Annotated in this window: 21 protein-coding genes; 7 read left to right on the plus strand and 14 right to left on the minus strand. The window is 25.5% G+C overall.

The genetic code is table 11. The features are described 5' to 3' along the window. Positions 1 to 20 precede the first annotated feature (20 nt). A complete protein-coding gene (locus tag BHYOB78_RS07270; RefSeq protein ID WP_020063671.1) occupies positions 21 to 1136 on the plus strand; it encodes a M24 family metallopeptidase in 1116 nt (371 codons plus the stop codon). 61 nt (positions 1137 to 1197) lie between these two features. Here BHYOB78_RS07270 and BHYOB78_RS07275 read toward each other — a convergent pair whose 3' ends face one another. Continuing rightward, on the minus strand, positions 1198 to 1869 hold the full coding sequence (locus BHYOB78_RS07275) for a hypothetical protein (RefSeq protein WP_012670166.1): 672 nt from the start codon (positions 1867 to 1869) through the stop codon (positions 1198 to 1200). 243 nt (positions 1870 to 2112) lie between these two features. Here BHYOB78_RS07275 and BHYOB78_RS07280 point away from each other — a divergent pair, with 243 nt between their 5' ends. Further along, positions 2113 to 3180, plus strand: coding sequence for a M42 family metallopeptidase (locus tag BHYOB78_RS07280; protein WP_020063672.1), 1068 nt, complete (start codon positions 2113 to 2115; stop codon positions 3178 to 3180). An 82-nt stretch (positions 3181 to 3262) separates the two neighbouring features. On the opposite strand, the gene BHYOB78_RS07285 is transcribed toward BHYOB78_RS07280, so the two are convergent. The 3 genes from BHYOB78_RS07285 to BHYOB78_RS07295 form a co-directional block, all read right to left on the minus strand. After that, positions 3263 to 3691 (minus strand): hypothetical protein, encoded by a 429-nt coding sequence (locus BHYOB78_RS07285; RefSeq protein ID WP_020063673.1) that lies wholly within the window; start codon positions 3689 to 3691, stop codon positions 3263 to 3265. Between the two features lie 71 nt (positions 3692 to 3762). Further along, positions 3763 to 4878, minus strand: coding sequence for a sialidase family protein (locus BHYOB78_RS07290; protein WP_020063674.1), 1116 nt, complete (start codon positions 4876 to 4878; stop codon positions 3763 to 3765). Positions 4879 to 4972: 94 nt separating this feature from the next. Then, a complete protein-coding gene (locus BHYOB78_RS07295; protein WP_020063675.1) occupies positions 4973 to 5743 on the minus strand; it encodes a hypothetical protein in 771 nt (256 codons plus the stop codon). Between the two features lie 179 nt (positions 5744 to 5922). Between BHYOB78_RS07295 and BHYOB78_RS07300 the strand changes: the two genes are divergently transcribed. Then, a complete protein-coding gene (locus BHYOB78_RS07300; RefSeq protein ID WP_020063676.1) occupies positions 5923 to 7164 on the plus strand; it encodes a tetratricopeptide repeat protein in 1242 nt (413 codons plus the stop codon). Between the two features lie 12 nt (positions 7165 to 7176). Here BHYOB78_RS07300 and BHYOB78_RS07305 read toward each other — a convergent pair whose 3' ends face one another. Next, positions 7177 to 7854, minus strand: a complete 678-nt coding sequence (locus tag BHYOB78_RS07305; RefSeq protein WP_012670172.1) for an N-glycosylase/DNA lyase — start codon at positions 7852 to 7854, stop codon at positions 7177 to 7179. 429 nt (positions 7855 to 8283) lie between these two features. Between BHYOB78_RS07305 and lexA the strand changes: the two genes are divergently transcribed. Further along, positions 8284 to 8910, plus strand: a complete 627-nt coding sequence (lexA, locus tag BHYOB78_RS07310; protein WP_020063677.1) for a transcriptional repressor LexA — start codon at positions 8284 to 8286, stop codon at positions 8908 to 8910. Positions 8911 to 8971: 61 nt separating this feature from the next. Here lexA and BHYOB78_RS07315 read toward each other — a convergent pair whose 3' ends face one another. After that, entirely contained in the window at positions 8972 to 9469 is a 498-nt protein-coding gene (locus BHYOB78_RS07315) for a YajQ family cyclic di-GMP-binding protein (RefSeq protein ID WP_012670174.1), read from the minus strand. A gap of 88 nt (positions 9470 to 9557) precedes the next feature. After that, entirely contained in the window at positions 9558 to 11054 is a 1497-nt protein-coding gene (locus BHYOB78_RS07320; protein ID WP_020063678.1) for a glycogen synthase, read from the minus strand. Between the two features lie 167 nt (positions 11055 to 11221). Here BHYOB78_RS07320 and BHYOB78_RS07325 point away from each other — a divergent pair, with 167 nt between their 5' ends. Continuing rightward, positions 11222 to 12748 carry a UDP-N-acetylmuramoyl-L-alanyl-D-glutamate--2,6-diaminopimelate ligase gene (locus tag BHYOB78_RS07325; protein WP_028331261.1) on the plus strand — a complete coding sequence of 509 codons (1527 nt, stop codon included), beginning with the start codon at positions 11222 to 11224 and terminating at the stop codon, positions 12746 to 12748. 65 nt (positions 12749 to 12813) lie between these two features. Here the strand turns inward: BHYOB78_RS07325 and BHYOB78_RS07330 are convergent, their stop codons facing one another. Genes BHYOB78_RS07330 through rplI form a run of 3 tightly spaced genes read right to left on the minus strand, consistent with a single transcriptional unit; the run spans position 12814 to position 15579 of the window. Continuing rightward, positions 12814 to 13620, minus strand: a complete 807-nt coding sequence (locus BHYOB78_RS07330) for an MlaE family ABC transporter permease (protein ID WP_012670177.1) — start codon at positions 13618 to 13620, stop codon at positions 12814 to 12816. Between the two features lie 19 nt (positions 13621 to 13639). Next, the gene (dnaB, locus tag BHYOB78_RS07335; RefSeq protein WP_020063679.1) at positions 13640 to 15040 is read right to left on the minus strand and encodes a replicative DNA helicase; all 1401 of its coding nucleotides are present in this window, start codon (positions 15038 to 15040) and stop codon (positions 13640 to 13642) included. 38 nt (positions 15041 to 15078) lie between these two features. Beyond that, on the minus strand, positions 15079 to 15579 hold the full coding sequence (rplI, locus tag BHYOB78_RS07340) for a 50S ribosomal protein L9 (protein ID WP_012670179.1): 501 nt from the start codon (positions 15577 to 15579) through the stop codon (positions 15079 to 15081). Between the two features lie 203 nt (positions 15580 to 15782). Here rplI and BHYOB78_RS07345 point away from each other — a divergent pair, with 203 nt between their 5' ends. Then, entirely contained in the window at positions 15783 to 16301 is a 519-nt protein-coding gene (locus BHYOB78_RS07345; RefSeq protein WP_012670180.1) for a flavodoxin family protein, read from the plus strand. A gap of 57 nt (positions 16302 to 16358) precedes the next feature. Here BHYOB78_RS07345 and BHYOB78_RS07350 read toward each other — a convergent pair whose 3' ends face one another. Beyond that, positions 16359 to 17171, minus strand: coding sequence for a TatD family hydrolase (locus BHYOB78_RS07350; protein WP_020063680.1), 813 nt, complete (start codon positions 17169 to 17171; stop codon positions 16359 to 16361). Between the two features lie 31 nt (positions 17172 to 17202). Continuing rightward, a complete protein-coding gene (locus BHYOB78_RS07355) occupies positions 17203 to 17553 on the minus strand; it encodes a histidine triad nucleotide-binding protein (protein WP_012670182.1) in 351 nt (116 codons plus the stop codon). 203 nt (positions 17554 to 17756) lie between these two features. On the opposite strand from BHYOB78_RS07355, the gene BHYOB78_RS07360 reads away from it, so the two are divergent. Beyond that, the gene (locus tag BHYOB78_RS07360) at positions 17757 to 18563 is read left to right on the plus strand and encodes a ZIP family metal transporter (RefSeq protein WP_012670183.1); all 807 of its coding nucleotides are present in this window, start codon (positions 17757 to 17759) and stop codon (positions 18561 to 18563) included. Positions 18564 to 18580: 17 nt separating this feature from the next. On the opposite strand, the gene BHYOB78_RS07365 is transcribed toward BHYOB78_RS07360, so the two are convergent. Then, on the minus strand, positions 18581 to 21862 hold the full coding sequence (locus BHYOB78_RS07365) for a hypothetical protein (RefSeq protein ID WP_020063681.1): 3282 nt from the start codon (positions 21860 to 21862) through the stop codon (positions 18581 to 18583). Continuing rightward, positions 21859 to 22332 (minus strand): hypothetical protein, encoded by a 474-nt coding sequence (locus BHYOB78_RS07370; protein WP_020063682.1) that lies wholly within the window; start codon positions 22330 to 22332, stop codon positions 21859 to 21861. Before BHYOB78_RS07370 ends, BHYOB78_RS07365 begins: the two co-directional genes overlap by 4 nt. Positions 22333 to 22419: the final 87 nt, after the last annotated feature.

Here is a 22419-nt window from a genome sequence, read left to right on the forward strand (position 1 = left end):
ATATATTACGGAGTTTGAAAATGTGTAAATTAACTTTAACTGAAAGCGGAGAAAATAAAAAATTTAATTATGATGCAAGATTAGAAAGATTATTAAAATTAACAAATCAAAATCTTCTTATCACTAAAAATGAAAATATATTCTATCTGACAGGATTTAAAGGAAGTGCGGGTTGGCTTCTTATAAGTAAAGGCAAAAAATATTTATTTGTAGATTCAAGATACTGTGAGCATGCTTCCAAAGTTACTCATAAAACTACTGTTATACTTGTAGCAGGAACTTATCATGACGCTTTAGCTGAATTCTGTAAAGAAAATAATATTAAAGAAATATACACAGCCAAAAACGGACTTTATCTTTCTGACTATGAAAATATAGTTGCTTCAATGGTTAATAATTCAATAAAAATAGGAATAAGCAAGGTAGATGTAGATACTATAAGAAATATAAAAGAAAAAGAAGAAATAAAAATAATAAAAGATAATCTAAACAGAGCAGAAAAAGCAATGACTAAAATGCTTGCTTTTGTAAAAGAGGGAGTAACAGAACAAGAATTAGCAGCAGAATTGGAATATCAAATGCGTAAGGAAGGCGGAGATAAAACAGCATTCGATACAATTTTGCTTTTCGGAGAAAGAACTTCTCTTCCTCATGGAGTCCCTTCTGAAAGAAAATTAAAATTAGGCGACAATATACTTATGGACTTCGGATTATCAAGAGACGGATATAAAAGTGATATAACAAGAACTTTTTTCTTCGGCAAAGGAAATAATTTCGAAGAAATGACTAAAATATATAATATAGTAAAAGAAGCACATCATAAAGGCATAGAAGCAATACATTCAGGAGTTTCAGGAAAAGAAGTAGATAATGCTGCAAGAGAAATAATAAAAAATAACGGATACGGTCAATATTTTGGACATGGATTGGGACATAGTGTAGGACTTGAAATACATGAATCTCCTAGACTTTCTCCTCTTGTTGATCATACTTTAGAAGGCGGATGCGTAGTTACAGTTGAGCCTGGTATATATGTACCTAATTTAGGCGGTGTGAGAATAGAAAATATGGCAATAGTAACTAAAAACGGAGGAGTTTCTATAAATGATACTCCTACAGATTTAATAGTTTTATAAATTAAATTATATAAAAAAGGCATATACTTGATAATATATGCCTTTTTTATTTATATTTTAATCAAAATATATATTTACTAAATTTAGGTCCGAATCTATACCCTAGTTGAAGTCCTATATCTAAATTTCCATAACTGTCGCCTGATGAAATGCCTGAAGATTCTATAACCTTATCCCATTTGAATCCCCAATCATAACCAATATAAAGCCCTATATTCAAAGCCATAGTTTCATTAAAGAAAATAGAATAATCAAAAGTACCTTTTATATATGTTCTAGGCTGAATTTTATTTTCTAATTTTGATTCTGAATCATAATATTTTAGTACAGAATAAGAACCAACATCAAATTTTACTCCTGTATTAATACCTATAGAAAAACCTTGTATATTAAATTTAGGATAAAATCCTATATAAAGATCATGTACAGAACTTTTAAAATTCATGTCACTGCCTTTTGAATAATTAAATCCCGTAAAGCCATATCCCAAAGAACCAAGCAAACTAAAACCCATATTCTCTTTTATATTAAACATATATCCTATATCAGCTTCTATACCTATTTGAAAATTTCCGGAACTTTTAAACTCTTTTGAAGCCGGATTATATAAAGTTATGCCTGCTCCTATAGGTACATTTGCTATTATCTCAAATCCTCCAATTTCAGCATATGAAGTCTGACTTAACAGCATAAATAAAAAGCTTACAAATATTGTTTTATATGATTTAAACATGATTATTGCCTCGTATTATTTTAATCGCATTTATTACTAAATAATATTATAATTATTATAGTATTTTATATAATTGTCAAGATACATTTTTAATCTTAAGAAGCATAAAAATTTACTCTAATATATCTTGAATATACTATATAATTATAACAAAAAATAATATTTATACTTTAATAATTGATATTTTATACAAATAATTTATTATATTTGCAATTAAAATTTAATTTTATATAAGGATTTTTTATGAATGATATTTTAAATTTAATGAAAGATTTAACTAATGCATTCGGACCTTCAGGTTTTGAAGATGATGTTATAGAAGTTATAAAAAAGAATACTTCATTTATAGATAATGAAAGAGATTCAATAAACAATTTATATTTAGGGCTTCAAAAAATAGACAGTTCTAAACCTATAGTAGCATTGGATTGTCATATAGATGAAATAGGATTTATGGCAGAACATATAAATGATAATGGTACTATATCTTTTATACCTTTGGGAGGATGGCATATACCAAATATAGTATCAAATTCTGTTGTAATAAAATCTTCTTCAGGAGAATATGTTAAAGGAGTTATAGGCTCAAAACCTCCTCACTTTATGACAGATGAAGATAAAAGACGCTTACCTACTTTGCAAGATATGTATATTGATGTAGGCACTAGAAGCAAAAAAGAAACTGAAGAAGTATTCGGCATACAAATAGGAGACCCTATAGTTCCTGATGTTGATTTCAGATATGATGACAGAACTAAAAGTATATGTGCAAAAGCAATAGATAACAGAGTTGGTGCTTTATGCGTAATAGAAACTTTAAAAGCTTTAAAAGATGAAAAATTAGATGTTAATTTAGTGGGAATGATGACAGCTCAGGAGGAAGTTGGTACTAGAGGTGCTGCTGTTGCTGCCAATAAAGTAAAACCTGATTTAGTAATAGTATTTGAAGGATCTCCTGCTGATGATACTTTCTACTATGGAGATAGAGCTCATGGTGCTATAGGAAGAGGTTCTCAGCTTAGAGTTATTGACGGAGGTATGATAACAAATCCTAGATTAAATAAATACACAATAGAAGTAGCTAAAAAAAATAGTTTGGCTCATCAAGTTATAGTTCGTGAAAAAGGTTCTACTAACGGAGCTGTTTATCATAGAACTAATTTAGGTTCTCCAAGCGTAGTATTGGGTGTTGCAACAAGATATGCTCATAGTCATTACTGTTATGCTTCTTATGATGATATAATTGCTTCTGTAGAAATAGCAAAAGCATTGATAAAAACTTTAAATAAAGAAAAAATTAAAGAATTTTAATAATAATTAATAAATATATAAAATAAAAATGGTATTAAGTTTTTAAACCTAATACCATTTTTTATAGTTTAAATTTTATAATTTATTTTTTTACTATCTCTTTAAATTTTGAAACATCAAACATTCTAGTAGTTTTACTCTTTTCAAGTGAAGCCCTTATTATAAGCATATTACAATCAAGAAGATTATCATAAACATAATCAGATTTTAAAACTATAGAACTTAATCTATTTTCACTTGCTTTGCAATCCAAATTATCAGGCAAATCATCATCAAATCTGAAAAATGCTTTATGTTCAGCAAATACAAAGTCTTTACTATTCCAATCTATTATTATTTCTTTAGTATTATTTTCTTTATTAACTTTAACAATTAAATATGTATCCTCACTCCAAGATGATAATTTGTATGCTAGAAGTTTATAAATAATAATATTGCCGTTTTCTTCTACTTTCCAATCATTTTCTTTTATTTGATAAACATTGGGATCCATAATATCTTTATCATCCATAAATAATACCTCCTGTAAAATCGCTATTAATATTCATTATTATATAGTTATATTTACTTTATACAATATTTTTAAATTAATGTAAACCTTTTCATATATATTTTTCTAATTTTATTCTTCTCTTTATATCCGTAATATACGCATGATATTATACCATCATTTTCAATACACCAAGGATATCCGCAGTCTGTGCTTTTCATATCAGAATCTATTATAATTTCTTCATTGTTTGCTTTATAATTAATTTTATTTATATCAAATATATCATCTATATTGTCTAAAACAATAGCTCTCACTCCATAAGGTTTTAATCTGTATCCATAAGTAAGAACTAATTTTCCATTATTTAAAATCAAAGTATTAAGAGGATATCCTTTAATATCTGTAAACAAAGGTTTTGAAAAAGTTTTGCCTTTATCATTTGAGTAGCTTATAGAAGTAATTCCGTATTCATTATTAACATGAGTTCTTATAAATGCTATTATATTATTTTTATAATTAAGCAAAGAAGGCTCAACATATTCTATTTTTGATTTTTTTCCGTTTATCTTTTTAAACTCTGTTTCGCATAAAAAACTTTTTAACTTCCAATTAATTAAATCTTTAGAGGATATTATATGACATTGATATTTGCAGTTATTTTTATTGATATTTTTTTTATAAGCATATGTAGGAAGAAATATTTCATCATTAATTTTGCATATACTTCCTCTAACAGCAAAATGCTTCATATTATTAGCTTCTATGACATAAGGTTTTGAAAAAGTCTTTCCATTATCATAGCTTATACATACTCCTATTCCGCTTAAAAGAGCTATTGTATTATCATATTCTATAAAAGTATAATCTTTGAATAATTCTTTTTCATTAATAGGGTGAAATGTATATCTGAAATAGTATGCCATTATAGTTTTTTCATCTATTCTAAAAAGCTGTGCATCCTGTTTTGCTGCTTCATCATATTCACCAAATTCAAATACTTTCTCTACTCTATTATTCTTTATATTTACAATTGCAAGCATAGCTTTACTTAATGAATGCAGATGAGAATAATGCCTTTTTATTTTTGGAGCTGTTCTGAAACTTATCATACATCTGTTATTATCGAGTTTAATAATGCTAGGAAAAGCAGGATATAAATTTTCATTTTCAAATATAACATTTTCATTTAAAATATTAATTCTCATAAAAAAACCTTATCTTTTATAGAATAATTTTCGGTATAAAAAAACCTGCATATACAAAAATATATACAGGTAAAAAAAATATGATAGATATTAGTTAGAATCTCAATGTAATACCAATTCTAGGAAGAAATAAAGCTCTTATATTAGCAAAAGGTTCATATTGCTTAAAGCTTGAAAGGTGAGATATTTCAAATAATGAAGAAGTCCAAGGAGCAACATAGTAACCTATATCAAATAATGAAATATCTATACCAACCTGTACAGGCCAATTAGCACCTGTTTTAGGGAATAACTGTATTCTCCATCCAAGTTCAAGCGACATATAAAATCCGCCATGTGAATATATATCCGAAAGTCCTCCTTCTTTCAATGCACTTCCGCTTATAGAAAGTGCTGTACCTCCGAATCTAGGAGATAAGAAAAATCCGAATGGGGCATTTCTCCAAAAGAAAAATTTAACATTCAAAGACCATGGTACTGTAGTAAAACTAATATTATATTTATCCATCTTTATTTCACCAACTGAAAATCCTATATCAAGACCTACAGTCATAAAATCAACAGGAGCAAAATCATAGCTGAAACCTAATCCAAAAGCATAATGTTTAAGTTTAGTGTCAATATAATTATTAGCCTGACCTTGAGTCATATTATTAATAGTTTCCTGAAATGTAGGTTCAAGTACTCCAATACCTATATCAAATAAACCTGCATACAAAGTAGGTCCGAAATTAATCCCAAATAAACTTCTGCCATGCATATAATCTAAAAATGCATTTCCTGTAGGCTCTCCTATATTCTGAGAAAATAATGATGCAGTACTTAAACTAAAAATAATCATCACTAAAGAAATAAACTTCTTCATAAAAATCTCCGTTACAAAATTACATAGCGGAATAATATATTAAATTACAAAAAAATCAATATAGCATAATATCTAATATATAAAAATAATAATATAAATATAAAAAAAATTGAATTCCATTTGCATAAATTATTAATATCAAATACATTTTAATAGTAAAATATTTTAAGGATACTTTTATGAATAGAAAAAATAGAAAAATAGTAAATCCCAAAAGAAGAAAAAAATATCATAATAAACATAAAAAAAATAATAAAATAAAAAACTTACAGGAAAATATAGCAAACAAAGCAAAAGAATATATAAACGATGAAAATATACAAAAAATAAAAGATACTGCGGGAAAAAGTTTTGAAAAAGCAAAAAATTTTACATCAGAAAATATAGATAAATTTCAAAAATATTTAGATGAACAGGATTTTAAAGGTAAAATACAAAATATAGCAAATGCCGGAATGGATAAAATAAAAGAGCATTCAAAAAAGAAATATATAAGCAGATTCTTAATTTTTCTTCATAAGCATTATATACTAAACTTTTCTATTTTATTTATAATTGCAATATTAGTATTCAGAAATATATATATCACTCATAATAGAGAAATAGAAAAAAATTTAAATTATTCAATTACTAATTATGCCCCATCATTAGATAATATAATAGTGGCTAAAGAAGATTATTACACAAATATGATAATAAGACAAATATCAAGTAATAAAACTGCCACAAATAATATAATATTAAAAAGCTCATCTATTAATGATTTAGAAACATCATTAAAAAATGTACTTGATAATTATAATAGAAATCTTGAAACTTCATTAAATGAAACTATAAAATCATCTAATAGAGTTATAAATTTTTGGTTTGCATTTTTAAGTGTAATAATAATAATATTCACTCTTGTAGGAATAATAATAAATAATAGGATAATAAAAACTTCCAAAAAAAGAATTAGTAAATTTAATAGAGAATACAATAAAAGATTAAATACAATGAAAAAACAAGTAATGGAGTTTAAAAAACTAAAAAAAGAAAGTGAAAATAATTTGCAAATAAATAGCCTTTATAATTTAGCAAATACAGCATTTGACAACAAAGATTATAATACTTCTATATCTTATTATAATAAAGTTTTAGAATTAAATAATAGTTTTATACATGCAATTTATAACAGAGCAATAGCTTATTATTATGTTAACAATCATACTAAATGTGCATTTGAACTTATAACATTATACAATAATAATAAATCAAATGAGATAAAGAATTTAATATTAAAAAATATAATAGAACTTGCAAATGATAATATAGAAATAGCAATTCTATTCTGCGATAATGAAAATATAGATTATAAATCATTGCAGCAGAAAGAAGAAAAGCAATCATTATTCGAAAGGATTAAAAATATTATATCCTAAAAATTTATAATATTATTTAAAAATATCATTAGTGGCATCGTACCAAAATACGAAATCTAAATACTCCATAGGTATTTTCTCGCTTTTTGAATATTCCACTAAGTTTGACTCGCATTGAAGATAATTATTTTTTGTAAGGCTTGTTTTAGGAGTCATACCTTCAGGCAAAATACTTAATTTATCCATTACACGCATTATATGTCTGTCAAGTATAGCTATCTTTTGTCCGAATCCTATATTTCTAAGAAAATGACTAGCCTCTTTAAGTCCGTAGCCTTTTACTTCTTTGGCAAGCTCATTTCTTAATTCTACCATTGTATCATTTTTTAAAGCTTCATTAATTCTATCTTTTAATATAAACTTTTCATTTGGAAAGTATAATTTTCTAGCCAATACTATATTTTCAGCCTTCATATTATGAAATCTTACATGCTTTATTAAAATATTAGCTACTTTTTCAGCACTTCCTTTGAAAAGCAAATTATTATTATATAAATCAATTATAGCAGCTGCTCCGCTTCTAGCCTTTGTTTGAGGAGTACATATACAAAATGCAAGTTCAGCAAATAATCTTTTATCATTATCTCTTTTAAAAACTCTTTCAAAATATTCAAGCCTTCTTTTCATTCTCTCATGAAGAACTTTATCTTTGTATATTCCCATCAAATGTTTAGCATATTCCTTATCCATAATCAGCCCCTATATCGAATTATATAAAAGTATATAGATGATACTATTATATAAATTAAATTTCAATATATAAAATATGCTTTATATATTGAAAAAATTAAAATTATTAAACTATAATTTTTTAAGTTTTAATTATACAGTATATATTAACTATTTTTATGTATGTATAATATTAAATTATAATATAATAATATACATTTAAAATAATTAATAAAGATAATTTAATAATAAGCATAAAAAACAATTATAAAATAAAAATATATATTAATTTTATACAATAAAAAATTATTTTTTAGTTATTATATTATATTGATTAATAAGGAATTATTTTTTATTAATTAATACTATTTTTTTATATTAAATCTTGACATCATATTTTTGTATAGTATAATAAGAAATACGGTATGTTAATATAAAGAGGTATAATATATGACTGAATTGACAGATAAACAAAGAGATATTTTTAATTTTCTGCAAAAATTCACAAATGAAAACGGCTATCCTCCTACTGTTAAAGAAATCATGGTTCATTTCAATTTCGCTTCTCCTACTGCAGTAACAACACATTTGACAGCATTGGAAAAAAAAGGATATGTAAAAAAAACAGGCAAAAGAGCAAGAGGCAGCGTACCTATAGACACTTCAGGTAAAGGAAATCATAATATGATAAAAATACCGCTTCTTGCAAATGAAGTTAAAGCAGGTCTTTTAATGGATGTTGCAGATGAAACTGTAGAAGAAACTTATTCGCTTCCTAAATCTATAGCACAAGATGAAAATAATTTTCTTATGAAAGTAATCGGAGATTCTATGATAAATGCCCATATCAAAGAAGGAGATATGGTATTAGTTCATCCTTCAAATGAGGCTGATAACGGAGATATTGTAGTTGCCAAAATAGATGATAATGGAAATGAAGAGATAACTATTAAAAGATTTTTCAGAGAAAAAGACTGTGTTAAATTAGTATCTGAAAATAATAATTATCCTCCTATAGAAAGAGAAAGTATATCTATAGTAGGTAAAGTAATAGGACTTATAAGATTAAAAATATGATTGATATAATAAAAAAGGGGGCTTTATAAAAGCTCCCTTTAATTTTGCATTTATATAAATATTATCTGTAATTTGTAAACTGTAAAGGTATAGGATAATCTTTTCCTTTAATCATAGTAATAACAGCCTGCAAATCATCTTTTTTAGCTCCTGAAACTCTGATCTGTTCATCTTGTATGCTAGCCTGAACTTTCAATTTCATATCTTTTATATCTTTAACTATCTGCTTAGCTAAATCTTTATCTATACCATGAACTATTTCATTGATCTCTCTTATAGCATCTCCGGCTGCTTTTTCTTTTTTCTTTTCTCTTAAACACTTTTGATTTAAGCCTCTTTTAATGAATTTCTGAAATAAAATATCTCTAACTTGATTAAGAACAAAATCTGCAGGTGCTAATATAGTTATTGTTTTTTCGCCTTTATTTAATTCAATTTGTATATTCTGTCCTTTGAAATCGAATCTATTATCTATTTCTTTAACAGCAACATTAACACAGTCATCTATAACCTGCATATCAACCTCAGAAACTATATCAAAACTTGGATCTTTTGCCATAATTTAAACTCCTTTAAAAATATAATATTTATAACTCTGCTATAGAATTATATTAAATTCAAGCAATAATTTTTATATAAAAGCAATATTACTTTTCGGTATTTAATAATTTTTTATAAAGTTTAGTATATTCCAAAACGGTTTTATGAAGAGAATAATCTTTGCCCATAGCATTAAATATAAGCTTATCCCAAACATCTTTCTTATTATAATATATATCGAAAGCTAAGTCCATAGTATCAACGAAACTTTTTACAGAATATTCATCGAAAACAAATCCTGTAGCTTTATTAACACTTTTATTTCCGCTGTAATTGATAACTGTATCTTTAAGTCCGCCTACTGCATGAACTATAGGAATACTTCCATATTTCATACTATATATCTGATTAAGTCCGCAAGGCTCGAAACGGCTAGGCATTAAATACATATCGCTTCCTGCTGTTAATCTATGTGCTAATGATTCATCAAAGGTAAATAGTATCTTTATATTTTTAGCTCTGCCTGCTCTTTTAGTGAATTCATTTTCAAAATCTTTGAAATAATTATTCTTACTGAATAGAAAAATAAAATTAGCATCATAAGTAGAAATTTCAAAGAATGAAGAATATATCAAATCAAGTCCTTTCTGAGGATCGAATCTTGATATCATAGTTACAAGAGGATAATTTTTATTTGAAAAGCCTAGTTCTTTATATAAAGAATTTCTTATTAGTTTTTTCTTTTCTACTGAATTAATATCATAATTATTTTTTATAAGTTTATCAGTTGCAGGATTCCAAGATTCATAATGAATTCCATTAAGTACTCCGTATAATTTATGAGATATTCCCTCAAGAAGACTATTCATTCCGCATCCGAATTCTTCTCCCTGTATCTCTTTAGAATAAGAAGGACTTACTGTTGTAACTATATCTGAAAGTATAATACCAGCTTTAATGAAACTTACATTTCCATAAAACTCCAATCTGCTATGCACAAAAAATTTCCAAGATACATTAAGAAGTGTATATATATCCACAGAAAAATTTCCCTGATAAGCTAAATTATGAATAGTAAACATTACTTTTAATTTCTTCAAAGCATCTTCATTATTATAAACTTCTTTTATATAGAGAGCTATCAAAGCTGTCTGCCAATCATGAATATGAACTATATCTAATTTGAAATTTTCTTTTTTATATAAATAAATTATTAATTGAACAGCTGCCTTTGAAAAGAATATGAATCTGCTGGCATTATCTGAATAATCAATGCCATTTTCAGAATATAATCCGTCTCTTTTAAAGAAATTATCCTGTTTTATAAAATAGATATTAACATTATCATTCTCAGGATGCTTTATTCTGGCTACTTCAGTTTTTATTATTTCTTTTCCATGCTCTATTTCAAATTCAGCTATGATATCTTTTTTGCTTACTAATTTATAATTCTGTTTATATAAAGGTATTACCAAAGATGCATTAACATTAGAAGAGCCTACTTTAATGGAAGATAATTCCAGAGGCAGACTTCCGGCAATATCTCCCAAACCTCCTGTTTTAGAAAATGGATATGCTTCGCTGGATACCATAAATATATTCATAAATTACTTCCATAAATATTTTTAGTATACTATAGTTATATATCTTTTGGGCTGAAAAATCAAGTAATTTATTTTTATAATATAATGACAAAGTAATATATAATTTTTTACCATAAATTTATAATATTGTTATTATTTAATAAGTATAAAATATAACAGGAAAAAACATGAAATATTTTAAAGAATTAATAAAAAATTACAAAGTATCTAAAGAAAGTCAATTAACAAAGGAATGTTTGAATACAGAAATAAAAGGAGCAGCATACGATTCAAGATTAATAAAGAAAAATTATTTATTCGTTGCAATAAAGGGATTAAAAGATGATGGACATAAATATATAGAAAGTGCTATAAATAATAAAGCATCAATTATAATATATGATAATACTGCTGATAAAGAGTTTATAAAAAAATTACAAGATAATTATAAAGATGTACATTTTGTTGCTGTGAAAAATCCTAGAGAATGTTTAGCATATATCTCAGCAAAATTATTCGATGAGCCTACAAAAAAAATAAACACAATAGGCATAACAGGAACTAATGGAAAAACTACTACAACATATTTATTAAAATCAGTACTTGAAGCAAATAAAAATAAAACAACTTTAATAGGCACTATCAAAAATATGATAGGTAAAACAGAAATAAAAACTAATCTCACCACTCCTGAATCTATTGATTTAGAAAGTATATTCGATAAATCATTAAAAAAAGGTATATCTCATATAGTTATGGAATCATCATCTCAGGCACTAGCTATGAACAGATGTGATTATTTGAATTATGATACAGCAATCTTTACTAATATCACAGAAGATCATCTTGATTATCATGGAGATATGCAGAATTATCTTAAAGCAAAATTAAAATTATTTTCATTATTAAAAGAAAGCAGTAAAAAGAAAAAATTAGCAATAGTTAATATAGATACTGATCATTTTAAACAAATATCTAATTATATAAAAAAACTTGGAATAAAAATGGTTACTTACGGAATTAATGAAAAAGCTGACTATTATGGAAAAGTTATTTCATTAAATTCTAAAAATACAGAATATGAATTCTATGCTAAAGGAAAACTTATATCAAAAGTAAAATTATCAATGCTTGGAAGATTCAATATTTTAAACTCGCTTTCAATTTTAGCTTATGTTTGTGAAAATAAATTGGATATAGAAAAGTCAATAAAGGCTATGAGAAAAGTACAGGTAGAAGGAAGATTCGAAATAGTAACTAAAGAAAAACATCCTTTTATAGTGGCCGTTGACTATTCACATACACCGGACAGTTTAGAAAATATTTTAGTAGAAGCTAAAAAATTAAATCCAAACAGAGTTATAGCAGTATTCGGATGCGGAGGCGACAGAGATAGAAAGAAGCGTCCTATAATGGCGGAAATAGCTGAAAAATATGCTGATATAGCTATACTTACAACTGATAATCAAAGAACTGAAGATATTAATCAGATAATGAATGATATTGAAAAAGGATTCAAAAATAATAATTATAAAAAAATTATTGACAGAAAAGAAGCAATATTTGAAGCAGTAAAAGAAGCTAAAGAAAATGATATAATAATAATAGCCGGAAAAGGACATGAAACTTATCAAATATTCCCTGATAAAACAATACATTTCGATGACAGAGAAGAAGCAAGAGAAGCTTTAAAAAAGTATTATCCTAATGTTTAAAAAAATATGAGCAGACAAATAATTAAATTATATTGCCTGCTCATTTATGTATATGAATTATATAATTACATTCCAAACATACCAAGTATAGAAACAAGTATATAGTCAGTTATAAGTATTATCATAAAACTATAAACAACGCTTGTAGTAGTAGCCTTACCTACTCCCTCAGCACCGCCTGAAGTTCTAAATCCATAGAAACAAGATATAAGCATAACTTCAGCACCGAATATAGTAGACTTTATCAAACTTCCTATAAAATCCCCTACACTAATAACGGCAATAGCTCTATCAAAATAATGCATAGGATCGCTTCGTAAAACAAATACTGTAACAACAGCACCTCCCAAAACCCCTATAACATCCGCAGAAACTGTAAGCATAGGAAGTGATATAACAGCAGCCCAGAAACGAGGAACGGCAACATATTCTATAGGATTAGTATATAAAGTTTTTAAAGCATCCAACTGCTCACTTACCTGCATAGTACCAATCTCAGCAGTAACAGAACTTCCAACCCTTCCTGCAAATATCAATGCGAGAAGCATAGGAGATAATTCCTTAACCATAGCTTTACCAACCATAGAACCTACAAATTGAGATATACCTTTCAATACACTGTCAAGAACTACGGCTATCTGTAATGACATAACCATTCCTGTACAAAGTACCGTAACAGCAGCAACAACAAAAGAATCAACACCCATTCTTATTATCTGTTCTTTTAAAAGTTTAAAAGAAAATGTAGGTCTGAATGTATATCTAAATACTTCTATCATAAGAGTGGCAAATTCACCTAAAGTTGCTAAAAAATATGTTATCTTATTTTTTACGCCCTTTCGTAATTCTATTTTCATATCAAATAATTCCATAATAAAATTACTCCTTTAATTAAGACTCGCTATTATTATAAATATTTTCAAATCTTGTTTGATCAGCTATAAAATGAAGCGGTATACCATCATGTATAGCACCATTTCTATGTTTTGCAAGTATAACTTCAACTTGATTAGTTCTTTCATCTATTACTTCATCATCTTTACCTTCTTTATTAGGCTTTTGTCTATGCAAAAACATAACTATATCAGCATCCTGCTCTATAGATCCAGATTCCCTTAAATCTGAAAGTCTAGGCTTATCTTGTCTTTGTTCAACTGCTCTTGATAACTGAGCCAAAGATATAACAGGAACATTAAGCTCTTTTGCCAAAGCTTTAAGCCCTCTTGAAATATCAGCTATTTCCTGCTCTCTTGTACCATTTCTTCTTGTATTCAAACCAGAATGAATTAACTGAAGATAATCAACAACTATTAATTTTAAATCTATTTCTTTACCGGTTGTTTTACTAATTTCAGCAAATTTATATTTCATTTGCCTAGCCTTTCCTCTTATTTCCATAATAGTTAATTGGCTTGAATCATCTATTAATAAATTTGCCTGAGATAAGCTATTAAAAGTTTGTCCAAGTTTAGTCCATTCCTGTTTTTCTAAATCTCCGGATCTTATTCTTGATAAACTTATTCTAGCCTTACTTGCAATTAATCTTTCTACAAGCTGCATTCTGCTCATTTCAAGAGAAAAAAAACCAATACCAAAATTTGAAGTTTCAATATTAGTAATGACATGTTCTATTATATTTAATGAAAAACTTGTTTTACCCACGGAAGGTCTTGCAGCCAATATTATTAAATCTGATGGCTGAAAACCATGTGTAACCTTATCAAGTGCTATAAAACCAGAAGGCACTCCTGTAACAGTACCTTTATGTTTTTTTCTGCTTTCTATAGAAGTTAAAGCTTCATAAAGTAAATCTCTGATATGAATAAAATCATTATCAAGTCTTCTTTGAGTAACTTCAAAAATTTTCTTCTCAGCAAAATCGGCTATTTCCTTAGTTTCAGCATCTTTTGCTTCATAAGCTGATTTTTGTATATCCTGAGAAACAGTTATTAAATCTCTTAATAATGACTTTTCTGCAATGATTTCAGCATAATATTTAGCATTCTGATGAAAAGGGGTTCCATCTATAATACGAATCAAATATGCTTCATCATTTTGAATGATTTTTTCAAATAAACCATTTTCTTTAAGATATCTCAAAGTTGTTTCTGCATTAATAGCTATACCTCTATTATGCATTTCTAAAATGCTTTCATAGAGCATACGATTTCTTTCACTGTAAAAATCGGTAGATTTTATTTTGGATATAGCAACAGATACAGCCTGAGAGTTTTGAAGCATTGCACCCAATAGAGACTCTTCAGCCTCTATTGAGCAGGGTGTATTATTCATTAAATATTATGCCTATTAATTGGATGTTAGCTTTTTAATTAAGCTTCAACTGCAGCAGTATTTTCTTCTTTAACTTCTTCTGCAGCTGCGTTTTCATCTACATTAACAACTTTAATTTTGATATTAGCATTAACGCTATGATATAATTTGATTTCAACTTCAAAATCGCCTAGTTCTTTTATATGTTTTTCCATATGAACATCGCGTTTGTTTATATCTATTTCTTTTTCTTTTAAAGCATCAACTATAGTTTGCTGACTTACTGAACCATATAATTTGCCGTTTTCAGCAACTTTCATAGGTATAACTACAGTAATATCTACAATTTTACCTTTTAATATTTCTGCTTCCATTTTTCTTTTAGCTCTTTTCTTTTCTAAGCTTTTTTGCATTTGAGCTAAAGTTCTTAAATTAGCAGCATTTTTTACTACTGCTATATTTCTTGGAATAAGGTAATTTCTTGCATAGCCGTCTTTCACTTTACATATATCACCTTCATAACCTAATGATATAAAATCTCTTTTTAAGATAACTTCCATTTGCCTTCTCCTTGATTTACTCTATTAAATAATATAATAAATTTCACTTTATAATTTCCATATTATAACATATTTTACATACAATAGCAAGTATTAAAAATAATCAATATAAAAAATAACATAAATACTACTATATAGTATATTGCTAAACTTTTAAAAAATGTTATAATAAATTAGAATAATCTAACAAAAGGAGTTAAAAAATGAAATATTCTATTGTTTATACAAGTAAAAGCGGAAATACTGAAAAATTGGCTTTAGCTATAAAAGAAGCTGCTAATGGAGAATGTCTTCAATGCGTAAAAGCTGATGCAGCAGACAATAATAAAGTTAATGATTCAGATATAGTATTTGTTGGTGCAGGAAGCTATAAAGGTACTTGCGATGAAGCTGCTGGAAAGTTTATGCAGACATTAAAAAATAAAAAAGTATTCTTATTTATGACTGTTGGATACGGTGATAATCAGGCATATTATGATAAAATGCTTAATCCTGCTAAAACTTTCTTGGATTCTTCAAATACTGTAATAGGAACTTATGCTTGTCAGGGTCAATGGATAGACGGACAAAAGAAAAATTTAGAAAACATGCTTGAAAAAGCTGCAAGCGATGATGAGAAAAAAGTTGTTCAGGCTAAATTAGCAAATTATGATAATGCTATGGGACACCCTAATGCTGATGACTTAAACAAATTAAAAGAAGTTGTTAAAGCTATTAAATAATATTATTAAAAATAAGCTCTCGATAAAATTAATTATTGAGAGCTTTTATATTATTAATTATATTCTATTTAAATCCACAGGTAATTCCAAAACTCTTACAGCATTTTCTAAAGCGGTTCTCATAATATCTTCTTTGCTTTCTCCCCTAACCTCTGCTAGTACTTCTACTGTATAAGGAATAAAAGAAGGTTCATTAGCTCTGCCTCTAACCTTTTGAGGAGTAAGATAAGGAGCATCTGTTTCTATTGTAAACATATCTTTAGGTACATATTTAACAGCATCTCTTATGAAATCATTTTTCATATATGTAGAAGAACCTGAAAATGATAATATATATCCCAAATCCAAAGCATTTTTTGCATCTTCAACATTTCCGCTGAAACAATGAAATATTCCTCTTTTTGGCAAGTCTGCATCTCTAAGAACTTTAAAAGTATCTTTGAAAGCATCTCTGCTGTGAATCAATATAGGCAAATCAACATTTTTTGCTGCCTCGCATAAAGCTCTAAAAAATTCTTTTTGCTCATTTTTATTATCATCATTATGATAATAATCAAGTCCTATTTCTCCAACAGCATATATTGATTTATTTTTTTTCTCTAATGTTTTTTTATTCAAATTTTTTATTTTTAATTCAAACGCTTTTAAAGTATCTTCATCATTTTCATTGGCATAATCAGGATAATATCCCATACTGAAAAATACTCCTTCAGCATCAGATAATATAAACATACGTTCATCTATATCATTTGGATGAACTCCTATATCTACAAAATAAAATATTCCTGCCTTATTAGCACGTTCTAAAACTTCTTCTAAGTCTTTACTCTTTTTGGATATATATGTAAGATGGCAATGACTGTCTATCATTATGTTAACTCCAATTATAATCTATTTTTTATTATTCTTCTAAATTATCGCCTGAAAGTACATGAAAATGAACATGAAATACTGTCTGGCCAGCTCCTGCCCCACAATTATTCATTATTCTGAAAGATTCTAAACCTTGTTCTTTTGCAACTTCTTTTATAGTTTCAAGAACTTTATTCATTATAAACTCATCTGTTTCCAATATATTTTTAACATGAGGTTTAGGAACAACAAGTAAATGCACTTTTGCTTTAGGATTTAAATCTTTAAATACCACACAGTATTCATTTTCTTTTATAAACTGTGAAGGAATTTCTCCTTTTATAATTTTACAAAATATACAATCTTTATCAAAATATTTATCTTCATTATAATTACTCATAATAATTCTCCTAATAATCAAAATATAATTTCATAATTAAAAAACTATTGCAATATAAATATAATAAATCAAAATTAAAAATTAATCTATATTATAATAAAAAAATAAATTATATTATTAGTAATTATTATCAATAAGTATTGAAATTAATTTTCATAATATATATAATCAATCTATAAAAAATAAAAACAAAAGGTATAAAAATGATAGAAAATTATTCACCTGTATCGTTGGCATTATTCGGAGGCGGTATTACTTTTGCATTCACAGCATTGGGATCTGCTCTTGTATTTTTCTTTATGTCAGAAATAAAACCTAAACTATTAGCAACTATGTACGGATTTGCTGCAGGAGTTATGACTGCGGCTAGTTTCTGGTCATTACTTGCACCATCAATAGAATTATCAGAAAATACTAATCTTCCTAATTGGTTAATACCAGTAGCAGGATTTTTATTAGGAGCATTTTTTATATGGGTATTGGATAAAGTAATGCCTCATATGCATATAGTAAACGGAAACGAAGAAACAGAAGGAGCTAAGGTTCAATTATCAAAAAGCATACTATTATTTTTAGCTATAACACTTCACAATATACCTGAAGGTTTAGCAGTAGGCGTAACATTCGGAGCTTTTTCTGTTGGTGACAGCGGAGTAACATTCAATGCTGCATTAGCATTAGCACTTGGCATAGGTTTACAGAATTTCCCTGAAGGTGCTGCAGTTTCTCTTCCTCTAAAAACAACAGGGGTGTCAAAATTAAAATCTTTTTCACTTGGTGCAATATCAGGAATAGTAGAGCCTATTGCTGCTGTTATAGGTGCTTTGGCTGTTACAAAGCTCACTGTTATACTTCCAATAGCTTTGGCATTTTCTGCCGGTGCTATGATGTATGTTGTTATAGAAGAACTTGTGCCTGAAGCTGTTGCTGAAGAACATAATCATTTCGGCGTATTCGGTTTTATATTTGGATTCGCTATAATGATGGTTTTAGATGTGGCTTTAGGGTAATTAAATATAATTTATAATTATATTTTACTTTTTAATTCCTCTAATATACTTAACATAGCTTTTTTATCTTTATATAATAAAGTTTTGTCATAAGGGTGAAAAATTATATCTTTTTCATCTGTAGACATATTTTTATACATATCCAATTCTTTTATTGGAAAACTACATAAAATTGGAAGACCTTTTATATTCTCAATTTTTATTGAGCCAGAATCTGTATTTTTTATTTCATTATTAATTTCTATAATTAATCTTAATTCATTTTCAAATTTAAAATCATTCCTTTTATCAAAAAAATCCCACACATTTTCATTTTTACTTTTTATTTTTTCTTTATCCATATAGTATAATGAACCTAAATATATTTCTACATTATGATTATACAATATAGACATAATACTTTTTATAAAATCTTTAATATCTATAGTCATTCTAAATTTTGTTTTACTGCCATAAATCTTCCACCATGCATAAGCATTTTCATTACCTATACTATAACTAAAACAAGAAATATAAAGTTTATTCTTTATATCATATTGATTTTCATTGTCATCTTCAAATAAATAAGGATGCGACATTGTGATACATCTATTTTCAATATCTTTTACCAAATGTTCAAATTCCAATATTCTTGATATTTTAGCCGTTTTATTAAATCTATTATTCAAATTTTGAAGAAGTTTTTCTAAATTATCATATGATGTTTTATCACCATGTTTATTTTCTATAAAGTATATTGATAAAGATTTATCCTTATATATTTTTATCGGTGATATCAACAAAGTTTTTTTATATATTAATCTTTTTTCTAAATTTTTTAAAAATTCTTTTTCATCTTCTGTTTTAGGCTCTAATTCTGTAACTTTTAATAAATTATCATATACTTGCTCATCAAAATAATAATCAGTTTTAATTATTTTATCTATTATATATTCAATAATAACTCTTAATTCAAATACAAGATAATAACTACCACATTCAGGATATTCTATTTTTTTATCAAGTTTATCATATATTTGATTTATTACATATGTAACTTTAATAAAAGAATTTTTATACTTTTCTATATTATCAAATATGTAATCTAAATTTTTTATGGCTTCTTCTTGAACATTATAATCATTGGTTATAAAATTACAAAAATATTTAAAAATTTCATTATTTTTATCTATAAAAATTAATAATGATGCTATATTATCATGTTCATAATATAATACTTCTTTATTTACTGTTCCTTCTAATTTTATATTAATATCATTACTAATATCAGTTAATAGTTTAAACTGCTCATTTGTATCTTTTATACTCATCATATCATTTATTTTTTTTATTAATTCATCACAATATTTTTTTAAATTATAACTATTATTGATATTGTTATGTTCTGTAATTTTTATTTCTTTTTTTCTTATTTTTTCTCTAATTTCATATATTATATCTAATAAATCTTTATTATATAAATTATCAAATATTATACTATCCTGCCATTGTGAAATTATATTATAATGACATATTCCTATAAAATTAGAATTAAGTATTAATTTTAATAAATCATTCATCAAATCTAATTTTATAACACTATCTATTAATAAAGTTGATATATGTGTTATACCATTATTTGATTTATCTAATGTAGCTTTAAAATATTCTAAAATTATTTCTTTTATTTTGTCTGTATACTTAATTTTATTATCTACAGAATTATATAAATTAATAGTAGATACAAGAAAATAATATTTATATGATGGAAAATTAATAGCATTTTCTATATCAATATGTTTTATACATAAATCTAATAAATAATATTTATCTATATTTAATTTTTTTATTATTGAATTAAAATTAAAAGTTTCAAATTCTAAATCTACATAACTAGGTCTTCCAACTGGATATTTTATCGAAATACGATCTGATATAAGAATTTGACAAGGACATTCCTTGATAAAATAATAAGGATAACTTAATAGTTCTATAATAGATTTATCATCAATAAATCTTTTTAAATCAATGTCAAATCCAAATACTTTTTCTAAATGTAAAAGTATATATTTAGGAAATTGTATATTAATATTCTTAAAATAGTTTCTTATTATTTCTTTTTCTTCATTAGAAAAATTATAATCATATTTTCTTATTGCTATTAAATAATTATATAAATGCAATATATAAAAATTATTCCAATTATCTATCAAATATTTATAAACAATATTAAGATCAACTTCTTCTTGATAGAGAAAATCAAAATTAAATATTTCGTATATATAAAAGATACAAAATGGATTAAAAATAGGTATACTAAAACTATCATCTATAATCTTATTTTTATCATCAAATGATAAATATTCATATTTATTATTTAATTTATAAAAATCCATTTCAGTAATAATACATTTATTATCAAATTGTTTTAATATAAATCCAATATCTTCTTTAATAGCTTCAAAATTGAAAAATTTTTTTATACAATTTATTTTTTCATTTTCTTTATCTTCTTTATACTTTTCTATTTTATACCTTAACTTTTGTAATTTTTCTATATTTTCTTGTTTTACTTTTAAAATATTATTAATTTCTTCATCATCTTCTTTTATATTATAAATTGGATCATCACTAGAAAGTATTAGACTAATTCTATATTTTTTTACTTTTTTTGAGCATTTATCATATTTTTCCTGAGAATCTATATAATTTATAATTATTTGAGAATATAGAAAACTATCTTCTCCTTCGTAAACTTCAAATATGTCAATAATATAATTAGAAATGGTCTTTTTTAATTTTGATAAATCTATTTCCTCATCTTCTATCTTTAATTTAAAATCTGTGTTTATCAAATGAAAGGCAATATATTTAAATAAAAAATCTTTTTGTTTTGGTTCTAATTTTTCAATACAGCCTTTTTGATGAATTTTTTTTATAAGCATAAATTGAATGAATAAATAATATGAATAATTATTTGATAAAATATCTTTTAACCAATTTGGAAAAGTATAAGAAAATATTTTTATTTCAAAATCTATATCATTTATTTTATCTAAAATATTTAATATTAATTTTATAGAAATAACAGAGTCAATATCATAATTATTAATGTTTCTATTAAAATTAGATAATATAAATAATATAATATCTTTATTTACATTATCGATATTTTCTTCTTTTTTCAGAAGAAATCCTATTTGTTTTGATAATTCCAATACTAATTTATTACCTATATTTTTTGTTTGGTCTATGAAATAGATTATTTTATATAAATTATCTTCTATATAAGATATATTTATATCAATATACTTAATCATATATATAGATGATTGTATTTTTTTTCATCCTCTTTAGTATGATTAGATTCCAACATATTTAGTATTGCCAATAATGAATTATTTACATATTCTATGATTTTGTTTTTATCTATATGTCTACTAACGCATACTATATAATCAAATAAATCAAAAATATCTTGTGAATCTATATTGTCTTTATCTAAAATATTTTTAATTTCTGATTCTAAACTATTTACAATTATATCTATTATATCATTAAAAAAGTTAGCTTCTGTAATAGTATCAGTTTTTCCATAATAGTATGTTGTAAAATATGGTAATTCTAATTTTTTTCTTAAATAAAAAAAATAATTGAATATCTCTTTCTTTTCTTTTTTTGAAAATGAGTCATCATCTAAAATTAAAGTTTTTAAATAACAGGATACATTTGGATATTTAGACTCTAAAAATTCTTTTCTATTTATAAATTGTAAAACCTTATTTGTCATATACAACCTTATTTTTAATTATATGCTATCAAAATACCTTTAATTGCAGCTATAATAAATATTATAATTTTATCAATCTATTTAACA

This window comes from Brachyspira hyodysenteriae ATCC 27164 (genome assembly GCF_001676785.2).
In the GTDB taxonomy this organism is placed as follows: domain Bacteria; phylum Spirochaetota; class Brachyspiria; order Brachyspirales; family Brachyspiraceae; genus Brachyspira; species Brachyspira hyodysenteriae.

Excerpts from the sequence above, each read along its gene's own strand:
- BHYOB78_RS07270 (WP_020063671.1), top strand. The coding sequence starts at position 21 with ATGTGTAAATTAACTTTAACTGAAAGCGGAGAAAATAAAAAATTTAAT.
- BHYOB78_RS07285 (WP_020063673.1), bottom strand. The coding sequence starts at position 3,691 with ATGGATGATAAAGATATTATGGATCCCAATGTTTATCAAATAAAAGAA.
- BHYOB78_RS07360 (WP_012670183.1), top strand. The coding sequence starts at position 17,757 with ATGATAGAAAATTATTCACCTGTATCGTTGGCATTATTCGGAGGCGGT.
- BHYOB78_RS07295 (WP_020063675.1), bottom strand. The coding sequence starts at position 5,743 with ATGAAGAAGTTTATTTCTTTAGTGATGATTATTTTTAGTTTAAGTACT.
- BHYOB78_RS07290 (WP_020063674.1), bottom strand. The coding sequence starts at position 4,878 with ATGAGAATTAATATTTTAAATGAAAATGTTATATTTGAAAATGAAAAT.
- BHYOB78_RS07370 (WP_020063682.1), bottom strand. The coding sequence starts at position 22,332 with ATGACAAATAAGGTTTTACAATTTATAAATAGAAAAGAATTTTTAGAG.
- lexA (WP_020063677.1), top strand. The coding sequence starts at position 8,284 with ATGACTGAATTGACAGATAAACAAAGAGATATTTTTAATTTTCTGCAA.
- BHYOB78_RS07305 (WP_012670172.1), bottom strand. The coding sequence starts at position 7,854 with ATGGATAAGGAATATGCTAAACATTTGATGGGAATATACAAAGATAAA.
- BHYOB78_RS07315 (WP_012670174.1), bottom strand. The coding sequence starts at position 9,469 with ATGGCAAAAGATCCAAGTTTTGATATAGTTTCTGAGGTTGATATGCAG.
- BHYOB78_RS07280 (WP_020063672.1), top strand. The coding sequence starts at position 2,113 with ATGAATGATATTTTAAATTTAATGAAAGATTTAACTAATGCATTCGGA.
- BHYOB78_RS07350 (WP_020063680.1), bottom strand. The coding sequence starts at position 17,171 with ATGATAGACAGTCATTGCCATCTTACATATATATCCAAAAAGAGTAAA.
- BHYOB78_RS07365 (WP_020063681.1), bottom strand. The coding sequence starts at position 21,862 with ATGATTAAGTATATTGATATAAATATATCTTATATAGAAGATAATTTA.
- BHYOB78_RS07320 (WP_020063678.1), bottom strand. The coding sequence starts at position 11,054 with ATGAATATATTTATGGTATCCAGCGAAGCATATCCATTTTCTAAAACA.
- rplI (WP_012670179.1), bottom strand. The coding sequence starts at position 15,579 with ATGGAAGTTATCTTAAAAAGAGATTTTATATCATTAGGTTATGAAGGT.
- BHYOB78_RS07275 (WP_012670166.1), bottom strand. The coding sequence starts at position 1,869 with ATGTTTAAATCATATAAAACAATATTTGTAAGCTTTTTATTTATGCTG.
- BHYOB78_RS07300 (WP_020063676.1), top strand. The coding sequence starts at position 5,923 with ATGAATAGAAAAAATAGAAAAATAGTAAATCCCAAAAGAAGAAAAAAA.
- BHYOB78_RS07355 (WP_012670182.1), bottom strand. The coding sequence starts at position 17,553 with ATGAGTAATTATAATGAAGATAAATATTTTGATAAAGATTGTATATTT.
- dnaB (WP_020063679.1), bottom strand. The coding sequence starts at position 15,040 with ATGAATAATACACCCTGCTCAATAGAGGCTGAAGAGTCTCTATTGGGT.
- BHYOB78_RS07325 (WP_028331261.1), top strand. The coding sequence starts at position 11,222 with ATGAAATATTTTAAAGAATTAATAAAAAATTACAAAGTATCTAAAGAA.
- BHYOB78_RS07345 (WP_012670180.1), top strand. The coding sequence starts at position 15,783 with ATGAAATATTCTATTGTTTATACAAGTAAAAGCGGAAATACTGAAAAA.
- BHYOB78_RS07330 (WP_012670177.1), bottom strand. The coding sequence starts at position 13,620 with ATGGAATTATTTGATATGAAAATAGAATTACGAAAGGGCGTAAAAAAT.